The following is a 16,676-nucleotide window of genomic DNA, read 5'->3' as shown; positions in this document are numbered from 1 at the left end:
TCGTCCGAGGAGCTCTCGGTGCGAACAGCATACGCGCTGAAACGGCCCAAAGAGAACAATAGAATCGGTCGAGCTCAGTTGTTCGGTGCGCCCGCGGTAATCCACGCTCTGACGTTGGCGATCAACGCCGGATCCAGGGGGGCGCCTCCCAGCGGCATGCGGCCACCGGTGATGCTGGGGCCACCTTCGAGCTTGCGGACCAGATAGCTCGCATCCGCGTTGCCAGCAGTCACTCGCTGTAACGACGGCTGCTCTGTACTCGCGACACCTACAAGTGCGGCGTGCGACGCGGCCGCGTTCGACAAGTTCATGGAAGAGGGCAGCGAGGTGCCGCCGCCAGTGTGACAACCCGAGCACGTGGGCGTGAAGATGGTGGTTTGCAGCTGAGTCAGTGTGACCGCGGCCGGCGTCTCCGTATCCGTCGACAACTGTCCGCGCAATGCGCCGCCTGGCGAAGCCGGCGTGTGAACATCGACGTAGAGTCGATCGCTTGCCAACGCATCGCGTTCGGCTTGAGTGATGCTTTGTTGCTCCAACAGCCAGTGCGAAGCCAGTGCCGGATCCTTCATCAATGTGAGCAATGGCGCCGCGGCATTCTCACCGGCAGGCGCGCTGTGCACGTGTGCTTCGGTTGCATCGTCCACTCCGGTCGTCTGCACATGCACGGTGGCGGTATTCGCGCTTTCGTTGACGGTCATCGCGGCGAAACCCGTGGCCGAGTTCGAGACCGCGGGCACTACGTTGTTGCCACTGAGTCCGGCGATGCCCAATACGATTCCCTGCGGTTTGATTTGGCCGCGAATCTCTCCACCGGGATGAGCGGCGGAGTGGACGTTCACGTATAGCTGACCGGCGAGCAGTGCGTTCACCTGGTCGGCATTCAACACGTCCCCGGCTTCCACATCCCAACGGTTCGGATCGCTGGCGCTCTGTAAGAAGTCTACGATTACGGGACCGTTTGTCCCGGCAATGCCAGTGTGGATATGCGCGAGCGTCGCAGTGATGCCGGTGAGTGTAAAGCCGCCCGTGACTACACCTGTCACCAGGTTGAATGTGAGTTGGCCCGTGCCCGTCGCATTCGAGTTGGTTCTTGGGAAGACCTCGGCCGCGCTGACTCTGACGTCGATGGCGGGTGAATTCAGCACGGTCACGGTGGCGGCGGCGGAAGTCGCCGATGCATTTCCTGCATCGGTCACGCGCGCTGTTACGGAATGAGAACCATCGGAGACTGTCGAGGTGTTCCAATCGACAGAGTAGGGCGCCGTGGTATCGGTTCCGATCACCGTGCCGTCGACGAGAAACTCGACGCTGCTTACTCCGCGCTCTGCCGTGGCGTTCGCGGTCAGTTGTACGGTTCTGTTGACCGAGCCACCGCTGGGGACGGTGAGTGACACGGTCGGGGCGGCGTACTGTTGACCGCCACCGCCACCATAGCCACCGCCGCCGCCACAGCCACTCAATATGAATGGCGCAATCAGCGTGGTCGCGAGCGAAGGGAATCGCCAGTCGAGCTTCATTGTTCTCTGCATGCGCATGGTGCGCTCTCCGCGGGAGCATCGATGCCAGTCGTTCTGCGCGTGAGTGCCCATCTGCAGTCGTGAAGTTCAAAACGCACCAGTGAACCTGATTCGAGTGCGCGGGCACTCACCGGCCAGCCAACGACAATCGACGATGGGCCAAAAGGTGAATGCATGAGGCTGGCGAACTTTTCGGTGCTGTGCATGAGCTGTGCACTCGCCGCTTGCGCAGGGAACGGAGAGGGGCTGGACGAGAACGGTCGGCCCGCGGGTGAAGATACCGGCACGCTGGAACCCACTTTCCAGTCCATCCAGGCCCAAGTCTTCACGCCGGTTTGTACGGGATGCCATGCGGGAGCGGCCGCGCCGCTTGGATTACGACTCGAGGAAGGCGCGTCGTATGCATTGCTGGTGAATGCGTCTAGCGTGGAAGTGCCGGCCTTGCGACGAGTGCAGCCGGGCAATCCGGATGCGAGTTATCTCATCCAGAAATTACAAGGGACGGCCGCGGTGGGCGGGCGCATGCCGCTGAATGCGCCGCCACTGCCGCAATCGACGATCGACGTCATCAGGCAATGGATCACCGATGGCGCGCCGAATAGTTCCGGAGCAGCCAGTCAGAAATCTCGCATCGAACTTGCGCGATTGACGGCGGTGTCGCCCATGACCGGGCAAGTCGCGCCGGTCTCGATGCGGGAGATCGTCATCGCTTCGAACCTCGAGCTCGACACATCTCTGTTGCAGTCGGAGCTCGTGACATTGCGCGCCAGTGGAGGAGATGGCGAATTCGAGTCGGGCAACGAACGGCGGATGCCCCTGCAGGTGTCGATTCGATCGCAACAACCCACGGTGCTGGCGATCGCGCCAGGCGCGACGCCTCTGGCCGTCGATGAATATGAGTTGCGCATCAGCGGCGTCGAGCCGGTTGCGCTGGCCGATCTCGCTTCTCGGGCCATCGACGGCGATGGCGACGGGACGCCCGGAGGAGATTTCGTTTTGCGCTTCACGGTGGAGATGACGCGATGAGGTCGAGCACAGTGTTCTGGAAGATCCCTGCGCTCGTCGCGCTGTTCATCGTCGCGGGCTATGTCCAGGCCGAACCGTACTTCGCGGTTCGTGAAGGACTCAAATGCAGCAGCTGTCATTTCAACGCCGCCGGCGGCGGCATGCGCAATGCTTTTGGTAATGGGTGGGCCCAGGGCGCTCTGCCAGCACGACGCATCGAAGGCACAGGCACGGATGCCTGGACGGGCACGGTGAGTCGCTTCTTCGCGCTCGGAGGAAATCTACGCGCGAACGCGACTCATACCGATGTGCCGGATAACGATGCTAGATCCGAGTTCGACATCGAAGAGGCGCGGGCGTACCTCGCGATCACTCCAGTGCCGGATCGCCTGGCCGTGTACATCGATCAGCGGATCGCGCCCGGCGGCAGCACGAATCTGGAAGCATTCGCGCGCTACACGACTCAGGATCAACGCTGGCAGGTGCAGGCCGGACAGTTCTATTTGCCCTATGGCCTGCGTCTCGAAGATGACGGAGCGTTCGTTCGCCAGGTGACGGGCATCAATTTCGCGACGCCGGATCGCGGCGTGCAGATGGGATACGAATCGGGCTCGCTGTCGGCGCAGCTTGCCGTCACCAATGGTACGGCGAGCGGGCCGGAGGAGGACGAAGGCAAACAAGTGAGCTTGCGCGCCGAGCACGTGCAGAGCGTTTGGCGCGTCGGCGCGGGATTCAATCTGAATCACACAGACGCAGGCGATCGTCAGATGCAGGGAGTATTCGCCGGCCTTCGCACGGGACCCATCGCCTGGCTCGCGGAGGCCGACTATCTCACCGACGAAACTCTCGGCCCCGTGGAGCGCAAGCAGTGGGTCGGGCTCGTCGAAGCCAATTGGCTCATCTCACAAGGCCAGAACCTGAAGCTCACCGCCGAGGTGTTCGAGCCCGACACCGACGTGGACGAGGACGAGCAGAACCGCTACAGCCTGGTTTACGAGCTGTTTCCATTTCAGTTCGTGCAGCTACGGGTCGGCGCGCGCATCTACGACGGCATTCCACAGAACGACCTGCAGAACCGCAGGATCTATTTCGCCCAATTGCACGGCTTCTTCTGATCGTCAGGAGCCCTCCGCGCGCCCGACTGTTAAACGCGCCGATCCGGTCGCCGGCAAAGCCGATACAATCGGGTTTGCAAAGGGGAGTTGGCCGGACGATGAAAGGATCCAGGACGTCGGAGAGTTCGTTGGAGCAGGTGTTGCGTCTGCTGAAGATACTGCACGGGCCGTCGGCGGCGATCACGATCGTGGTCTTGAGCATCGCGCTTGCCATTGCCAGCAAGGTGGGCCTGTTCGGGTGGCCGCTCGCTTTTATCCTGCTGTCCTGGCTGTTCAAGTATTCGTTCGCCACGCTCGATGAGCTGGCGTCGGGCGCGAAAGAGGCCCCCGTGCTGTCGGTGGAGATGGTGATGCACTCGGTGGGAGAGTGGCGAACCTTGCTGCCGCTCATCCTGGTAGTCATCGCCTTTGTGCTGACCGGCGCGAATTCATTCTTCTTCGGCCCGGTGCTGGGCAGCTTGCTCGGCATCGTCGTGCTGATCGGTCTGCCCGCCGTGCTGGCTGTGCAAGGCTGGACGGGCGGCGCTCGCCAGTCTCTGAACCCATATATATGCGTGAAGATGGCCCAGGCGCTGGGCGGCGGCTACGCATGGATCGTCGGTGTCACGGCGGTGCTTGCAGCGGCCTGCCTGATCGCGCTCAACACGCCGACGCCGGCCTTTCTCCGCTTCGGCTTGCTGATCTATACGTGGCTAGCGCTCATCGTGCTCACCGGCGGCATGCTCTTTGAGCGGCGTGCGCAAATCGAGCAGCAAACGGATTTCTTGGGCGAGCAGCGTGAGCTGCCCGAGAGAGACCCGGTAGCCGAGCGGCGAAAGGAAGCCCTCGATACCATCTACGCGCACTGGCGATCAGGATCGATGAACAACGCCTGGCACGCGCTGTGTCGTCATCTGGACGCGAGTGAGGATCAGCTCGCGGAGCTGCGTTTTCTATTCATGCGCACACTCACCTGGCAGCCGCCGAAGTTTACTCAACGGGTTGCTCAGGAATTGGTCAGTCGACTGCTGGCGGCGAATCGAGAAGGTGAAGCGCTCGTCGTGACCAGAGGGCAGCTAAAGGCGGACGCGAAGTTCCGCCCGCTCGCGAGCTCGGAGCTGATCCGCCTGGCGCGTATCGCCAAGGACAGCACGGATACAGCAACGGCCCACGAACTGCTGCGAGACTTCGCGACCTTCTATCCGAACGAGTCGTTACCGCCCGGACTCGCCGATTAGTTCGACCAATCCGTCAGTCCCTCACGGCGGTTGAGCTCGATGAACGACGGCATGGCTCGCATCCGGCGAATGTAAGGCGCGAGGTTCTGCCATTGGATCGCTGGGCGCGGCATGTTTCGCGACCAGCGCAAGAGCATGGTTGCAAGCAGGTCGGCGGTGCTCAACCGGTTGCCGAGCAAATGACTGCGGTCATCCGCGAGCTGAGCGTCCAAACGATCCCATGCGCCTTCGATTCTGCGTCGTGCGAGCGCCTTGACTGCTTCCGCACCGGAAGGGTCTCCGTCCGTGCCAGCGTAGAACCAGTCACGCATGGCAGGCAGCACTGTGTTCGCCAGATACACCATCATCTCCAGCCACTCGCCACGGCCAGCAGTGCCGGGCGCCGGCGCCAAGCCTTTTTCCGGATGCCGCTCGGCCAGCAGCATCAGCAATGCCGCCGATTCTGTGCGCGCTGCTCCATCGACCATGAGCGCGGGAATGCGGCCGCTCGGGTTCACGCGCAAATACTCTGGAGACTTCTGCTCGCCGGCGTCGATACTGACCAGCCTGGCCTCGAATGGGATACCCGTTTCGATCAACATCCAGTGCACGGCCATGCTGGCCGCGCCCGGCGAATAATAAAGCGTGTAGGTCACAGCGATCCCTTTCCGCGGTAATGATTGAAACAGTATGACAGGCTGGCTGCCGGCGTGCAGCTGCAGCACATCGTTTGCTTGACTCGATCCTGTGGCGGGCATAGCGTCCTTTCGACTTAACCATAAGAAGGCGCCGACGGCGCCGCAGGGAGAAATATATGCAACGCACTTCACTGGTTCTCGCGTCGCTCCTGCTCGCGTTTGTCACAAACGCCAACGCCGGCGACACCGAAGATCTCATCGCGCTCGACAAGAAGTGGGGCGAGTCGACGATGAAAGGCGACATGTCGCTCACTCAGAAACTTCTTTCCGAGCAGGTCGTGTCGGTGACGCCCGAAGGCGTCAGAGGAAAGAAGGCGGAGATCGCGGCTAACGAGCCTGCGCCCGCCGGCGCGCGGTATGAGCCGACCGACTACAAAGTCACGTTCGTCAATCCCGATGTCGCGATCATGACTCACGGCACCAAGGGTGACGATGCTCACTACAGTTTGCATGTGTGGACACGCAAGGGCGGGCAGTGGCAAATCGCCGCGACCTCGATCACACCGATGAAGGGCGCCGACTGAGTCGCGCGCTCGGTCGACAATTCAACAAAACATCTGCACCGCGTCTTCGTGCACGCTCGAGCATACGTATTAACCACGGCTAGCGCCGTTGACGCTACATCGTCAGCGGTGGATCGCATCTAGACACACCGCAACCAATCCCCGATCATCCGACACCGCGTCATCGATGCTGCGTCGTCTGCAGCAATAGCAAAGTGTTGGTCCCTTATGAAGCGGCACGAAGATCGCGCTGACATCAGCCCGAGGCAATGGCTCTCGGGCGGCGGCGTCATGGGTGAGTTGATCAGCGCCAAGGACTGGGCCGGCAGCACGCTCGGGGTGCTCGATCGATGGCCGTCGAGTCTGCGCGCCGCGCTCGGAATTTGTCTCGCGCTTCCTGCGCCAGCGTGCGTGGTTTGGGGAAGCGAGCGGACACAAATATATAACGACGCCTATTCGCAGCTCGCCATGATCGGACACTCGGCGGCGCTCGGAATGGACTTCGTATATAGCTGGTCGCAAACATGGCCGGCGATGCACGCTTGCTTCGAGCGCGCAGCTCGTGGCGAGGCCGCACGGCTCGAGGATCAACGAGTGTCGTTCGATCGCGAGGGCGGCGCCGAAGAGGCAGTCGTGACGTTCTCGTTCGCGCCGATACGCGACGAATCTGGAAACGTGGGCGGCGTGTTCGTCACGCTGCTCGAAGCGGGCTCGGCCAAGCTGCGTGAGGAGCTGGCGCGGGCCAAAGCCGATCTGAAGCAATATGGGAATGTGATATCGCATGACTTTCGAGCGCCGTTGCGCACCCTGGAGCAGATCTCGACCATGATCGTGAGCAATCACGCCGAGCAGTTGCCGCCGCCGGCCATGAATCTGCTGAATCATGTTTCCACCGGGGCGTCCAAGCTGGCGAATCGCGCGGACGTGCTCGCGCGCATCGATATGCTCACGCATCTGCCGCTGCATCGTCAGCGCGTCGATGTGAGCGCGATGACGGCCAAAGTCATCGAAGAGCTGCGCAGCGCCGCGCCGGGCCGGAACATCGATATCGAAATCGGCGAGCTGCCGCCGGTGGAAGCGGACTACGAGTTGCTGCGTCTGGTGATGCAGAGTCTGTTGTCGAACGCCTTCAAATTCACGCGCAAAGTCGAGCAGGCGCGCATCGAAGTAAGTGGCCGGCGGCAGGGACATCACATCGTGTATTGCATCAAGGACAACGGCGTGGGCTTTGACTCGAGATATGCCGGTCGGCTGTTCGGTTTTTTCCAACGCATGCACACGGAAGCGGAGTTCGAAGGGCTTGGCACCGGGCTCGCTTTGGCCAAACGATTGATCGAGCGCCACGGCGGCACGATCTGGGCGGAAGCCGAGAAGGATCGTGGCGCGGAGCTGCGCTTCACGCTGCCGGCATGACGGACCGGGACGATCATGTCGGCGCACATCCTCATCATCGAAGACAATGAAATGAGTCTGGCCCTGGCGGAATATCTGCTGCGACAGTCGGGTTACACGACCAGTAGCGCCACCGACGGTGGCAGCGGCGTGCGCCTGGCGCTGGAGAACAAGGCGAACCTCATCCTGTGCGATCTGGATCTGCCCGTGATCGACGGCCCGCAGGTGGTGAACACGCTGCGAACGACGCCCGACTGGCGCAGAGTGCCGATCCTTGCATTCACGGCCGCCTCGCTCAGTGACGAGCAGAGACAAACGCTGGCCGCCAATTTCGACGGCTGTATCGTCAAGCCCATCAACCCGGCGTCGTTTTCGACGACGGTCGGGCAGCACCTCCAACCTCACGGATAGAGCAGGCAGTGCGCTTCAACTTAACAACATCATTCTCGTGGCGACGTTGGCTGGCGGTGCTGCTGCTGTCGGTGTCCGTTGCCGCCAGTCCGCAGGACAAGACGTTCGCGGCCGATGTCATCGTCAGCCCCTCGTTGTCGGAGATCGCGTTGGATCGCAGCCTGCTGCGCGCCGTCTTCACCATGCGAGTGCGCGAGTGGCCGGACGGCACACCCGTTCGCGTGTTCGTGCTTCCGGACGACAACCCGCTCAGCGATGTGTTCTACCGCGAAAGATTGGGCATGTACTCCTACGTGCTGCGTCGGGCCTGGGATCGAATGGTGTTCACAGGGACCGGGCTTGCGCCGACGGTGGTCGGGTCCGAAAAGGAAATGATCGAGCGCGTGCGCTCCACGCCTGGCGCGATCGGTTTCGTGCGCAAGCGCGAGTCCTCCGAATCCCGTTATGAGCGACCGCGCACCCTGCTTGTGATGTTGACGAAAGGCCAATGACTGACCGATTGCACAAGCCCGGAGCGCCTCGCCGCTGCGTCCGTCTCTCGGCCGCGCTCGCCGCGATCTGTTTCAGCGCGGCTGCCGGCGCGATCGAGTATCAGGTGCATGGTTATGCCGCGCAGGGCTTCGTGCTGAGCAGCGATAATGATTTCTTTGGCGACAGCACCGAAGGCAGCTTCGACTATTACGAAGCGGGCATCAACGCCGCGGTCCAGCTAGGGCCGCAGCTGCTGTTCTCGGCGCAAGGCGCCGTGCGTGATGCTGGCATCAGCGATGACGGAACCGTGCGAATCGATTACGCCCTGGCCGATTACCGGCTCGTTGCCGACGAGTCCATTCAGGCGGGCCTGCGTGCGGGCAAGGTGAAGAATGCGCTGGGTTTCTACAACGAGACTCGTGACGTCGTGTTCACGCGGCCGAGCATCCTGCTGCCTACTGTTTACAGCGACAATCAGAATCAACGAAGCCTGATTTTCACGTCGCCTGGCGCGCAGATGTACGCCGGTCTGGTCACCGGAGCGCACGAGTGGTCGTTCACCGGCACGCTCAACGCCGAACGCGACGTGCGCAAGTCCGACGAGCGCCTGCTGGTCATGCTCAGCGCGCCCTTCGATCTGCGCATCGGCGATTCCTGGAACGTGCAGCTCATGGATTCGATCGATGGCGGACGCTGGCAGCTGGCTTACAGTCATTTCTCGGGTCAGTTCCGTCTGAAGACGGCTCCAGAGATCAGCCTGGCCGGACGTTTCGATGTCGACCTGGATGTGTTCTCAGCGCGCTATAACGCCGAGCGGTTCACCGTCACTGCCGAATACGTGGTGATCGGCAACGAGATCTTGCTCACTTTCGGAGGGATCCCGGTGGTGCGTACCGATGTCAGGGCCGACAGCGGCTATTTGCAGGCGGAATATCGCGTCGATCCCAGGTGGAGTGTCATGGCGCGCATGGACAGCTTCTATCGCGATCGCAACGACCGCAACGGTCGCCGGTTCGCGGCGGCCAATCCGGGCGCCGATCGCAGATCGCAGGTGAGCCATGACTTCACCGTCGGCATCAACTGGCGTCCCGACGAGCACTGGGGCGTGTGGGCTGAACACCATTGGATCAACGGCACGGCCACGCTGCAGTCGCTGGAGAATCCACCGCCCGTGCGTGAGCAACGCTGGAGGATGTTCATGCTCATGGCGGGCTATAAATTCTGAGCGACGCCGACATGGTCACTGCCGCGGCAGCGCCGACCCGCGAACCATCGAGCCGCGCACGACCGCGCGTGGGGCTGATCTGGAAGGCGCTATTACTGCTGATCATCCTGCTCGGCACGACCTATGCCGTTTTGGGCTATCTCGGCTATCAGAGTCTGCAGCGGCAGAACGAGCGCAATCGCCAGGAGCAGATGGAACGATTCGGCATGGCGCTCGATGCGTTGCTGGAGCGCGCCGGCGATGAATTGACTCGTCTCGCCACCAACATGGCGGCAGTGACTAGCACGCGCGAATTGCAATCGACTGACCTGGCCGATCTGTCGCCGGCCGCGGGGCTGCTGTCCGCGTTGACGCGTATCGAGTACTACACCGCGGACGGCAAGCCCATCGCGCGGTGGGCTAGCAGTGGTTCACGAACGGCGTTGCCTCCAGAGTTCGAGGTGATTCTTCGCGGCGTGCGAGCAAATCATCGGCCCCTGACGCGACTGACCTGCGCTCTGGAGTGCGTGCTCCACGCTTTCGTGCCTGCGTTCGATCGCGACGGTCGGGAAATCACCATGATCGTGGGACAACTCGCGGCCGACCAGTTGCAGGCATTCCGACGCGTCGCCGGAGCGGACGTGGCGTTGATGCAGTCGAGCACCACCGCTGACCCTGACGGGTTGCCGCAACTTTGGGGCCGTTACGTTCGCGTGCTCACCAATGCTCCGACGCTCGCGCCAATGATCCGCGAACTGCAGGAAGAGCGCCTGGCGCCCGCTCCCAATACTCGGGTGACCAAGGTCGCCGGTGATCGCAGTTATCTGCTGCAGATCCATTTGCTTGCCACCCGTCTGGTGGGCGAGGGCGGCGGGCCGGTCGCGCTGTTCGTCGTCGATGACACCGTGGCGCAGGCGCAAATCCGCGAAGACTTGCACAAGATGGGCGTCGCCATCGCCACCGGTCTGATTTTGTCCTCGTTGGCGCTCGTGCTCGTCGCGGGACCGGCACTGCGACGCTTAGTGCGTGTGACGCGTGCGCTGCCCGTGGTGGCAGATCAGAGATTTGCGGAGGCGCGCACGCTTCTCGGAGAGCAACAGCCCAACGCGTGGTTCTCCGATGAGATCGACGTGCTGCGCCAGGCGGCAGTGCGGCTCGCGGTGAAACTCGAACGCTTGAATCAGGCGGAGTCCGCTAGCGCGGCCAAGTCCAGCTTTCTGGCGACCATGAGCCACGAGATCCGCACGCCGCTCAACGCCATCATCGGCGCCACCGGTCTGCTGAAAGATACTCGGCTCGACGAGCGACAGCGCGAATACGTCGAGATGGCGCGGATGAGCGGCGGCGTGTTGCTGGATCTCATCAACGACATTCTGGACTTCTCCAAGATCGAAGCCGGCCGTCTGGAGCTGGAGCGGCAGGCGTTCAATCTGCGCGTGTGCGTCGAGGAATCGCTGGATCTCGTTGCCAACCGTGCGCAGGAAAAAGGACTGGAGCTGGCGTACAGCTACGATCCGGAGCTCCCCACCTATTTCATCGGCGACACGGCGCGCATTCGCCAGATCCTGGTCAACTTGTTGTCGAACGCGGTGAAGTTCACGGCGCGCGGCGAAGTCATCGCGGAAATCTCGGGCGCACGCGAGCAGGGCGATCGTTACAAACTTCGATTGGCAGTGCGCGATACCGGCATCGGCATTCCAGCCGAGCGTCGCCATCGGCTGTTCGAAGTCTTCAGTCAGGTGGACGCATCGACCACGCGCGTGTATGGCGGCACCGGATTGGGCCTCGCGATCTGCAAGCGGCTGACCGAAGCCATGCATGGCGAGATCGAAGTGGAGAGCACCGTCGGCGTCGGCTCGACTTTCATCGTCACGCTGCCGATAGAGGCGGCCGCGCCCGAACTGGCGCCGTCGCGCTCGGGCACCATGGATCCCGCGCGACTGACCGGGCGGCACATTCTCATCGTCGAAGAGAATGAGACCGCGCGCCGGGTCTTGCGTCAGTACTGCGATTCGTGGGGCATGACCGTCGTCGATACGTCCTCTGCAAAGGAGGCATTGGAGCTGATTCGCAGCGGCGAACAGGTCGACGTCGCATTGATCGACTGCTCGTCGCTCACCGTGGATGGCGCGAAGCTGGCGAGCGACATCCACGCACTCGGCGGTTCCCGGCCCACCAAGATTCTGTTGCTGGCGGTCCATGGGGCGGTGGAAGAGTTCTCACGCGCCGCCGGCGCGTACGTTCAAGGCGTGCTGGCCAAGCCGCTGCATCAGTCGCACCTCTACGACGCACTGGTGGGAGTGCTGGCCTCGCACATGGAGACGCTTTCGTTTCCATACAGCATCACGCGCCCGCCGGTGCAGGCGCCATTGCGAATCTTGGTGGCGGAGGACAACGTCGTGAACCAGCGGCTGGCGCAACTGCTGCTGGAGCGGTTGTCTCAGACGGCCGATATGGTTTCGAACGGCGTGGAAGCCGTGGACGCGGCGACTCGGCTGCCTTATGACTTGATCCTGATGGACGTGTTGATGCCAGAGATGGACGGTCTGGATGCGACTCGCAAGATCCGCGTGACCCTGCCAAAGGAACGGCAGCCCCGCATCGTAGCGATGACTGCAAACGCTCTGACGGGCGATCGTGAGCGTTGCCTGGCGGCTGGCATGGATGACTACATCAGCAAGCCCGTGCAACTGGAGGAGCTCGCGAGAGTCTTGCAGCGACAGCAAGTACATATCGGTGCGACTCCGGCCGCCGCTGCAATTGAAACACCAGCCGGCGCGCCCGCAGCCGAGTTCCGGCAGGAAGTCATCGATCAGTTGGTTTCGGCTGCCGGCCCGGTGGGAGCGGGGGTCGTGCTCGGAGCCATGATCGACAGCGCGCCCAAGCTGCTGGATAGTTTGCAGAACGCGCTGACGGGACGCGACGCGAGCGCCTTCAGGCGCAGTGCTCATAGCTTGAAGGCCAACGCGGCGACGGTCGGCTCCGAAGCACTGGCGCGGATGTTTCAGGAACTGGAGAATCTGGGCGCCGCGGGAAATCTGGAGGCGGCGACCGAACAGGCTGCATCGGCGCAGCAGGCCTATCGAAGCCTGATTGGGGCGATCAAAGAAGTCCGCGAACGTTACAGCCAATAACTCAGCGAGCCGGTCGGCCCTTCTGCTTTTCCTCGTACATCAGGGCGTCCGCCTGCGCCAGCATTTCTTCCACCGACGGCGGCTGGTGCGGGTCGGATATCACGATGCCCACGCTGACACTCAGCAAATAACGGCGGTCGGGCTGCAAGTTGCGCCGTTGAAGCTCCTGGTGCAAGCGCTCGCGAATTGAGTCTTCACCGTCTGATGCGGGCAGCAGCAACGCAAACTCGTCTCCACCGAGACGGCCGATGATGTCCGACTCCCGGAAGCAGACTCGCAGGGCGTCCGCGATCTCGGCGATGGCGGCGTCGCCGGCCTGATGGCCGAGCGTGTCGTTGATGGGCTTCAAACGGTCCATGTCGATGAACACCACGACAAAACGCTCGCCGGTGCGCTTGGCCAGCATGGCGTGCTGTTCGGCGAGCATCAGAAAGCCGCGCCGATTGGCGAGGCCGGTCAGCTCGTCGAGCGTCGATTCCTTGCGCAACGCCATTTGCATGCCGTGCCGCTCGAACGCGTAGCGCAGCGCGCGGATCAGCAGGCTGGTGCTCATTTGTCCCTTGATGAGGTAGTCCTGCGCGCCCGCGTGCAGCGCCTCGATGGCCGCGGCTTCATCGTCGAGGCCGGTGAGCACGACGAGGGGCACGCTGGGAGCGGCTCGCTGCACTCGCTGAATTGCGTCCACGCCGCCGCCGTCCGGCAGTCCCAGATCGAGCACGATCATGTCCGGGCAGCTCGCGGACAGAAAGGCGAGCGCTTTGTCGATGGTGTCTCGGTGCTCCAGTTCGAACTGAAATGCACGAGCTTCCTTGATCGTTTCGGCGAACAGCCGCACGTCGCCCGGATTGTCTTCGACCAGCAGCAGCCGGATCCGCCTATCGAACATCATCGGCTCCATGCGAGGGCAGTTTGACGAAGTTGAGCCAAAAGCTTTCGATGGAATGCGCGACGCGCAGGAATTGCTCCAGATCCACCGGCTTGCTGATGTAACAATTGGCGTGACTGCTATAGGCCTTCGCGATGTCTTCCTCCGCCGTCGAGGTCGTGAGCACCACCACGGGAATCTGTCTCAGGTGTTCGTCCGCTTTGATCTCAGCCAGCACTTCGCGGCCGTCCTTGCGCGGCAGATTCAAGTCGAGCAGCACGAGATCGGGCTGTCGGGCATTGCTGTATTGACCCTGGCGTCGCAGATAGGCCAGCGCCTCGACGCCGTCGCGCACCACGTGCACGTTGTTGATGACCTTGCCTTCCTTGAACGCTTCCAAGGTGAGGCGGGCATCGCCCGGGTTGTCTTCGACCAGCAGAATTTCGATCGCGCCCGTCATCATGTGGCCAGACCCTCGGTGCGTGGAATGGTGAAATGGAAGTTGGACCCTTTGCCCGGTTGTGACTCCACCCAGATCTGTCCGCGATGGCGCGACACTATTTTTTTACAGAGCGCGAGGCCGATGCCGGTGCCCGAGTACTGCTCACGCGTGTGTAATCTCTTGAACATCTGGAAAATGCGCTCGAAATATTGAGGCTCGATGCCGATGCCGTTGTCACGCACCGAGAATATCCAGTGATCCGGGGTGGCGGCCGCGCTGACGTGCACTTCCGGCTGCTGACGGTTGCAATATTTGAGCGCGTTGCCGATCAGGTTCTGGAACAGCTGAGTGAGTTGCGTGCCGTAGCCGAGCACCGTGGGCAGGGGCTCTACGGTGATGACCGCATTGCGCTCCTTGATGGACTGTCGCAGTTGAGCCAGCGCCGCGTCGCAGACCGTCGCGGTGTTGATCGGCTGAGGCGACTGGCCTTTGGTGGACAAGCGCGCGTACGAGAGGAGATCCAGAATGAGGGTCTGCATGCGCTGAGCGCCGTCGACGGCATAACCGATGTATTCGTCGGCCTCGGCATCGAGCTGACCGCGATAACGACGCGCCAGCAGCTGCGTGAAGCTCGCCACCATGCGCAGCGGCTCCTGCAGATCGTGTGAAGCCACGTACGCAAATTGTTCCAGCTCGGCATTCGAACGCGCCAGGTCCTCGGCGTTTCGCGCGATCTCTTCTTGAGCACGAGTGCGCTCCACAACCTGGCCGAGTTGCGCGCCCACATTCGCCATGACGTTGAGCAGCTCGTCATCCGGCTCTTCCACACGGTGCGAGAAAAACTCCAGCACCGCGACCACCTTGCCTTGGACCATCACTGGAAAACCAAACGCGCCCCGCACATCGAGCGTGGCGACCTCGACATCGGCGGAGAAACTGCTGTCTTCTCGAACATCGCGGATCCACGCGGGCTTGCCAGTTTTGACGACGCGACCTGGCAGCCCCATGCCTGCGTGCAGGCGGGTTCGCTGCGTGGCGTTGCAGAGGGCGGCGAATCGCTCGGGATCGTCCACATGCCAGAGCGAACTGGAGATCAGGTCCGTGCTGCCGCCCGGCGCGCAGAAGTACACGTGCCCCACGGGCCAACCGGTATGCGCGCAGATCCGGTCGAGAGCGAATTGCATCGCTGTGTCCGTCGAAGTGGCCTCGTTGGCTGCGACTGCGACCGACTGCAGCAGCTCGACGAAAGAGACCTGGCGGTGCAGGGCCTGTGTGGTCAATTCGAGCTCGCCGATGCCTTGTTGAATTTTCGCTAGCGCGGGTCGCAGCACCAGGAGGCCTTGCAACAGCAACAGACCCAGCAGCGACAGGATCATGGCGACGTACAAATGATCCCGGCGTGTCTGGCGCGCTTCGGAGTCGCGTTCGTATCGGGACGCGAGGCCGCTCAGAGAGCGCATGTAGGCCTGTTCATCGCTCAGCAGTTCGGTCAGCAGGGGCGCGATGTCGATCTGTGACTCGGTCGCGGACAACTGTTCCGTGACCCGGTTCACTGTCCGACTCATCTCGATGTACGTCATATCGGCGGCGGAGAACATCTGCGCAGCGTCGTCGTCGTCGTCACGTGTCGGGATGGCGCCACGCCCGACTCCGGGGGCTGCGGCAAGCGGGTGATTCTGTTGCAACGACTGATGCGAACGCCTCCAGAGAGCCGCCGTATCGCTGGCGCGTTTCGCGAGGTGCTGTGCCTCGGCGCTGTGAGGACTGCGTGCGAGCAGCAGCAGGTCCTTGGACAGCTCCCGGCTCAACATGATCTGCCGATTCGCCTCGTTGACCACGCGTGCGTCCTGCGCCAACTGCCGGCCTTCCTGTTCTATCAGCACGATGCCCAGAATCGCCACCAGCCCGAGCACCGCAAGAAACAAAAAGTGACGGACGGTGAGTTGACGCGTGTGTGACAGCGAGTCGATTTTCAGGTTCGCCATCGGCGCCAGGCCGAGCAGTAGCAACGTGATGACGATGATGGCTACCGTCCCCAGCGCCGAGACACTGACGGCATGCGAGACATCGTGGACGTGCGTGGTGGACGGAATGAACGATGCCGCTGCCATGCCCGTGTAGTGCATGACTGGTATGGCCGCGCCCATGACCACCGAGGCGACCAGTTTCTTCCGGCTCCAGGCCTTGGGGTCGGTGCGCAGATGAAATGTGATCCACAGCGCCACGAAGGAGATGACGATGGCCAGAATGACCGACAGCGTCACCAGCGGGGTCGAGTAGGTGCAGATCGCCGCCAGCCGCATCGCCTCCATGCCGACGTAATGCATGGTCGCGATGCCGCCGCCCATCACGATGCTGCCCAGGGTCGCGCGAATCAGCCCCATCTGTCTGCGGCTGACGACGAACAATGCGACGGCCGAAGCAAACACTGCGGCGAGCAGCGACAACACCACCGTCGGCCAGTCGTAGCGCACCGGAATCGGCAGTTGGAACGCGAGCATGCCGACGTAGTGCATCGACCAGATGCCCACGCCCATGCAGATGGCGCCGCCCGCCAGTCGTACCATCCGCATCGAGCCGCTTGCGGCATTGATCCGGACGGCGAAATCGAGCGCCGCATACGCGGCCAATATGGCAATGACGACCGAGAGGCCGACGAGCAATACATCGTATGACCCGCTCAGCGCCGCAGCAGATGACGACATGATGGATCCTTGTCTGAT

14 protein-coding genes are annotated in these 16,676 nt (G+C 62.4%); 9 read left to right on the top strand and 5 right to left on the bottom strand.

From position 1 onward, the window contains the following. Positions 1–74 precede the first annotated feature (74 nt). On the bottom strand, positions 75–1,535 hold the full coding sequence (locus VGD45_RS01190; protein ID WP_331153434.1) for a CHRD domain-containing protein: 1,461 nt from the start codon (positions 1,533–1,535) through the stop codon (positions 75–77). Positions 1,536–1,691: 156 nt separating this feature from the next. On the opposite strand from VGD45_RS01190, the gene VGD45_RS01185 reads away from it, so the two are divergent. The 3 genes from VGD45_RS01185 (at position 1,692) to VGD45_RS01175 (ending at position 4,854) form a co-directional block, all read left to right on the top strand. Further along, on the top strand, positions 1,692–2,543 hold the full coding sequence (locus VGD45_RS01185) for a hypothetical protein (RefSeq protein ID WP_331153433.1): 852 nt from the start codon (positions 1,692–1,694) through the stop codon (positions 2,541–2,543). Further along, positions 2,540–3,637 (top strand): hypothetical protein, encoded by a 1,098-nt coding sequence (locus tag VGD45_RS01180; RefSeq protein WP_331153432.1) that lies wholly within the window; start codon positions 2,540–2,542, stop codon positions 3,635–3,637. The genes VGD45_RS01185 and VGD45_RS01180 overlap by 4 nt, the downstream gene beginning before the upstream one ends. Before the next feature lie 98 nt (positions 3,638–3,735). Further along, positions 3,736–4,854, top strand: coding sequence for a hypothetical protein (locus tag VGD45_RS01175; RefSeq protein ID WP_331153431.1), 1,119 nt, complete (start codon positions 3,736–3,738; stop codon positions 4,852–4,854). Here VGD45_RS01175 and VGD45_RS01170 read toward each other — a convergent pair. Continuing rightward, on the bottom strand, positions 4,851–5,489 hold the full coding sequence (locus VGD45_RS01170; protein ID WP_331153430.1) for a glutathione S-transferase family protein: 639 nt from the start codon (positions 5,487–5,489) through the stop codon (positions 4,851–4,853). The two genes, VGD45_RS01175 and VGD45_RS01170, sit on opposite strands and share 4 nt — an antisense overlap. Before the next feature lie 158 nt (positions 5,490–5,647). On the opposite strand from VGD45_RS01170, the gene VGD45_RS01165 reads away from it, so the two are divergent. From VGD45_RS01165 to VGD45_RS01140, 6 genes are all read left to right on the top strand, one after another. Further along, entirely contained in the window at positions 5,648–6,055 is a 408-nt protein-coding gene (locus VGD45_RS01165; RefSeq protein ID WP_331153429.1) for a nuclear transport factor 2 family protein, read from the top strand. A gap of 207 nt (positions 6,056–6,262) precedes the next feature. Next, positions 6,263–7,447 (top strand): sensor histidine kinase, encoded by a 1,185-nt coding sequence (locus VGD45_RS01160; RefSeq protein WP_331153428.1) that lies wholly within the window; start codon positions 6,263–6,265, stop codon positions 7,445–7,447. Positions 7,448–7,462: 15 nt separating this feature from the next. Next, positions 7,463–7,837 (top strand): response regulator, encoded by a 375-nt coding sequence (locus VGD45_RS01155; protein ID WP_331153427.1) that lies wholly within the window; start codon positions 7,463–7,465, stop codon positions 7,835–7,837. Between the two features lie 8 nt (positions 7,838–7,845). Next, positions 7,846–8,328, top strand: a complete 483-nt coding sequence (locus tag VGD45_RS01150) for a hypothetical protein (RefSeq protein WP_331153426.1) — start codon at positions 7,846–7,848, stop codon at positions 8,326–8,328. Continuing rightward, entirely contained in the window at positions 8,325–9,533 is a 1,209-nt protein-coding gene (locus tag VGD45_RS01145) for a hypothetical protein (RefSeq protein ID WP_331153425.1), read from the top strand. The genes VGD45_RS01150 and VGD45_RS01145 overlap by 4 nt, the downstream gene beginning before the upstream one ends. An 11-nt stretch (positions 9,534–9,544) precedes the next feature. Beyond that, the gene (locus tag VGD45_RS01140; protein ID WP_331153424.1) at positions 9,545–12,646 is read left to right on the top strand and encodes a response regulator; all 3,102 of its coding nucleotides are present in this window, start codon (positions 9,545–9,547) and stop codon (positions 12,644–12,646) included. A 1-nt stretch (position 12,647) separates the two neighbouring features. Here VGD45_RS01140 and VGD45_RS01135 read toward each other — a convergent pair whose 3' ends face one another. From VGD45_RS01135 to VGD45_RS01125, 3 genes are read right to left on the bottom strand one after another with little or no spacing between them, the layout of a single operon-like run. After that, positions 12,648–13,535, bottom strand: coding sequence for a diguanylate cyclase domain-containing protein (locus VGD45_RS01135; RefSeq protein WP_331153423.1), 888 nt, complete (start codon positions 13,533–13,535; stop codon positions 12,648–12,650). Beyond that, complete coding sequence (locus VGD45_RS01130; protein ID WP_331153422.1) at positions 13,522–13,974, bottom strand: response regulator; 453 nt, start codon at positions 13,972–13,974, stop codon at positions 13,522–13,524. Before VGD45_RS01130 ends, VGD45_RS01135 begins: the two co-directional genes overlap by 14 nt. Next, positions 13,971–16,658 carry an MHYT domain-containing protein gene (locus VGD45_RS01125; protein ID WP_331153421.1) on the bottom strand — a complete coding sequence of 896 codons (2,688 nt, stop codon included), beginning with the start codon at positions 16,656–16,658 and terminating at the stop codon, positions 13,971–13,973. Before VGD45_RS01125 ends, VGD45_RS01130 begins: the two co-directional genes overlap by 4 nt. Positions 16,659–16,676 lie beyond the last annotated feature (18 nt).

The organism is Steroidobacter sp. (assembly GCF_036402275.1).
In the GTDB taxonomy this organism is placed as follows: Bacteria; Pseudomonadota; Gammaproteobacteria; order Steroidobacterales; family Steroidobacteraceae; genus Steroidobacter.
This window is presented reverse-complemented; position numbering and strand designations above follow the sequence as displayed.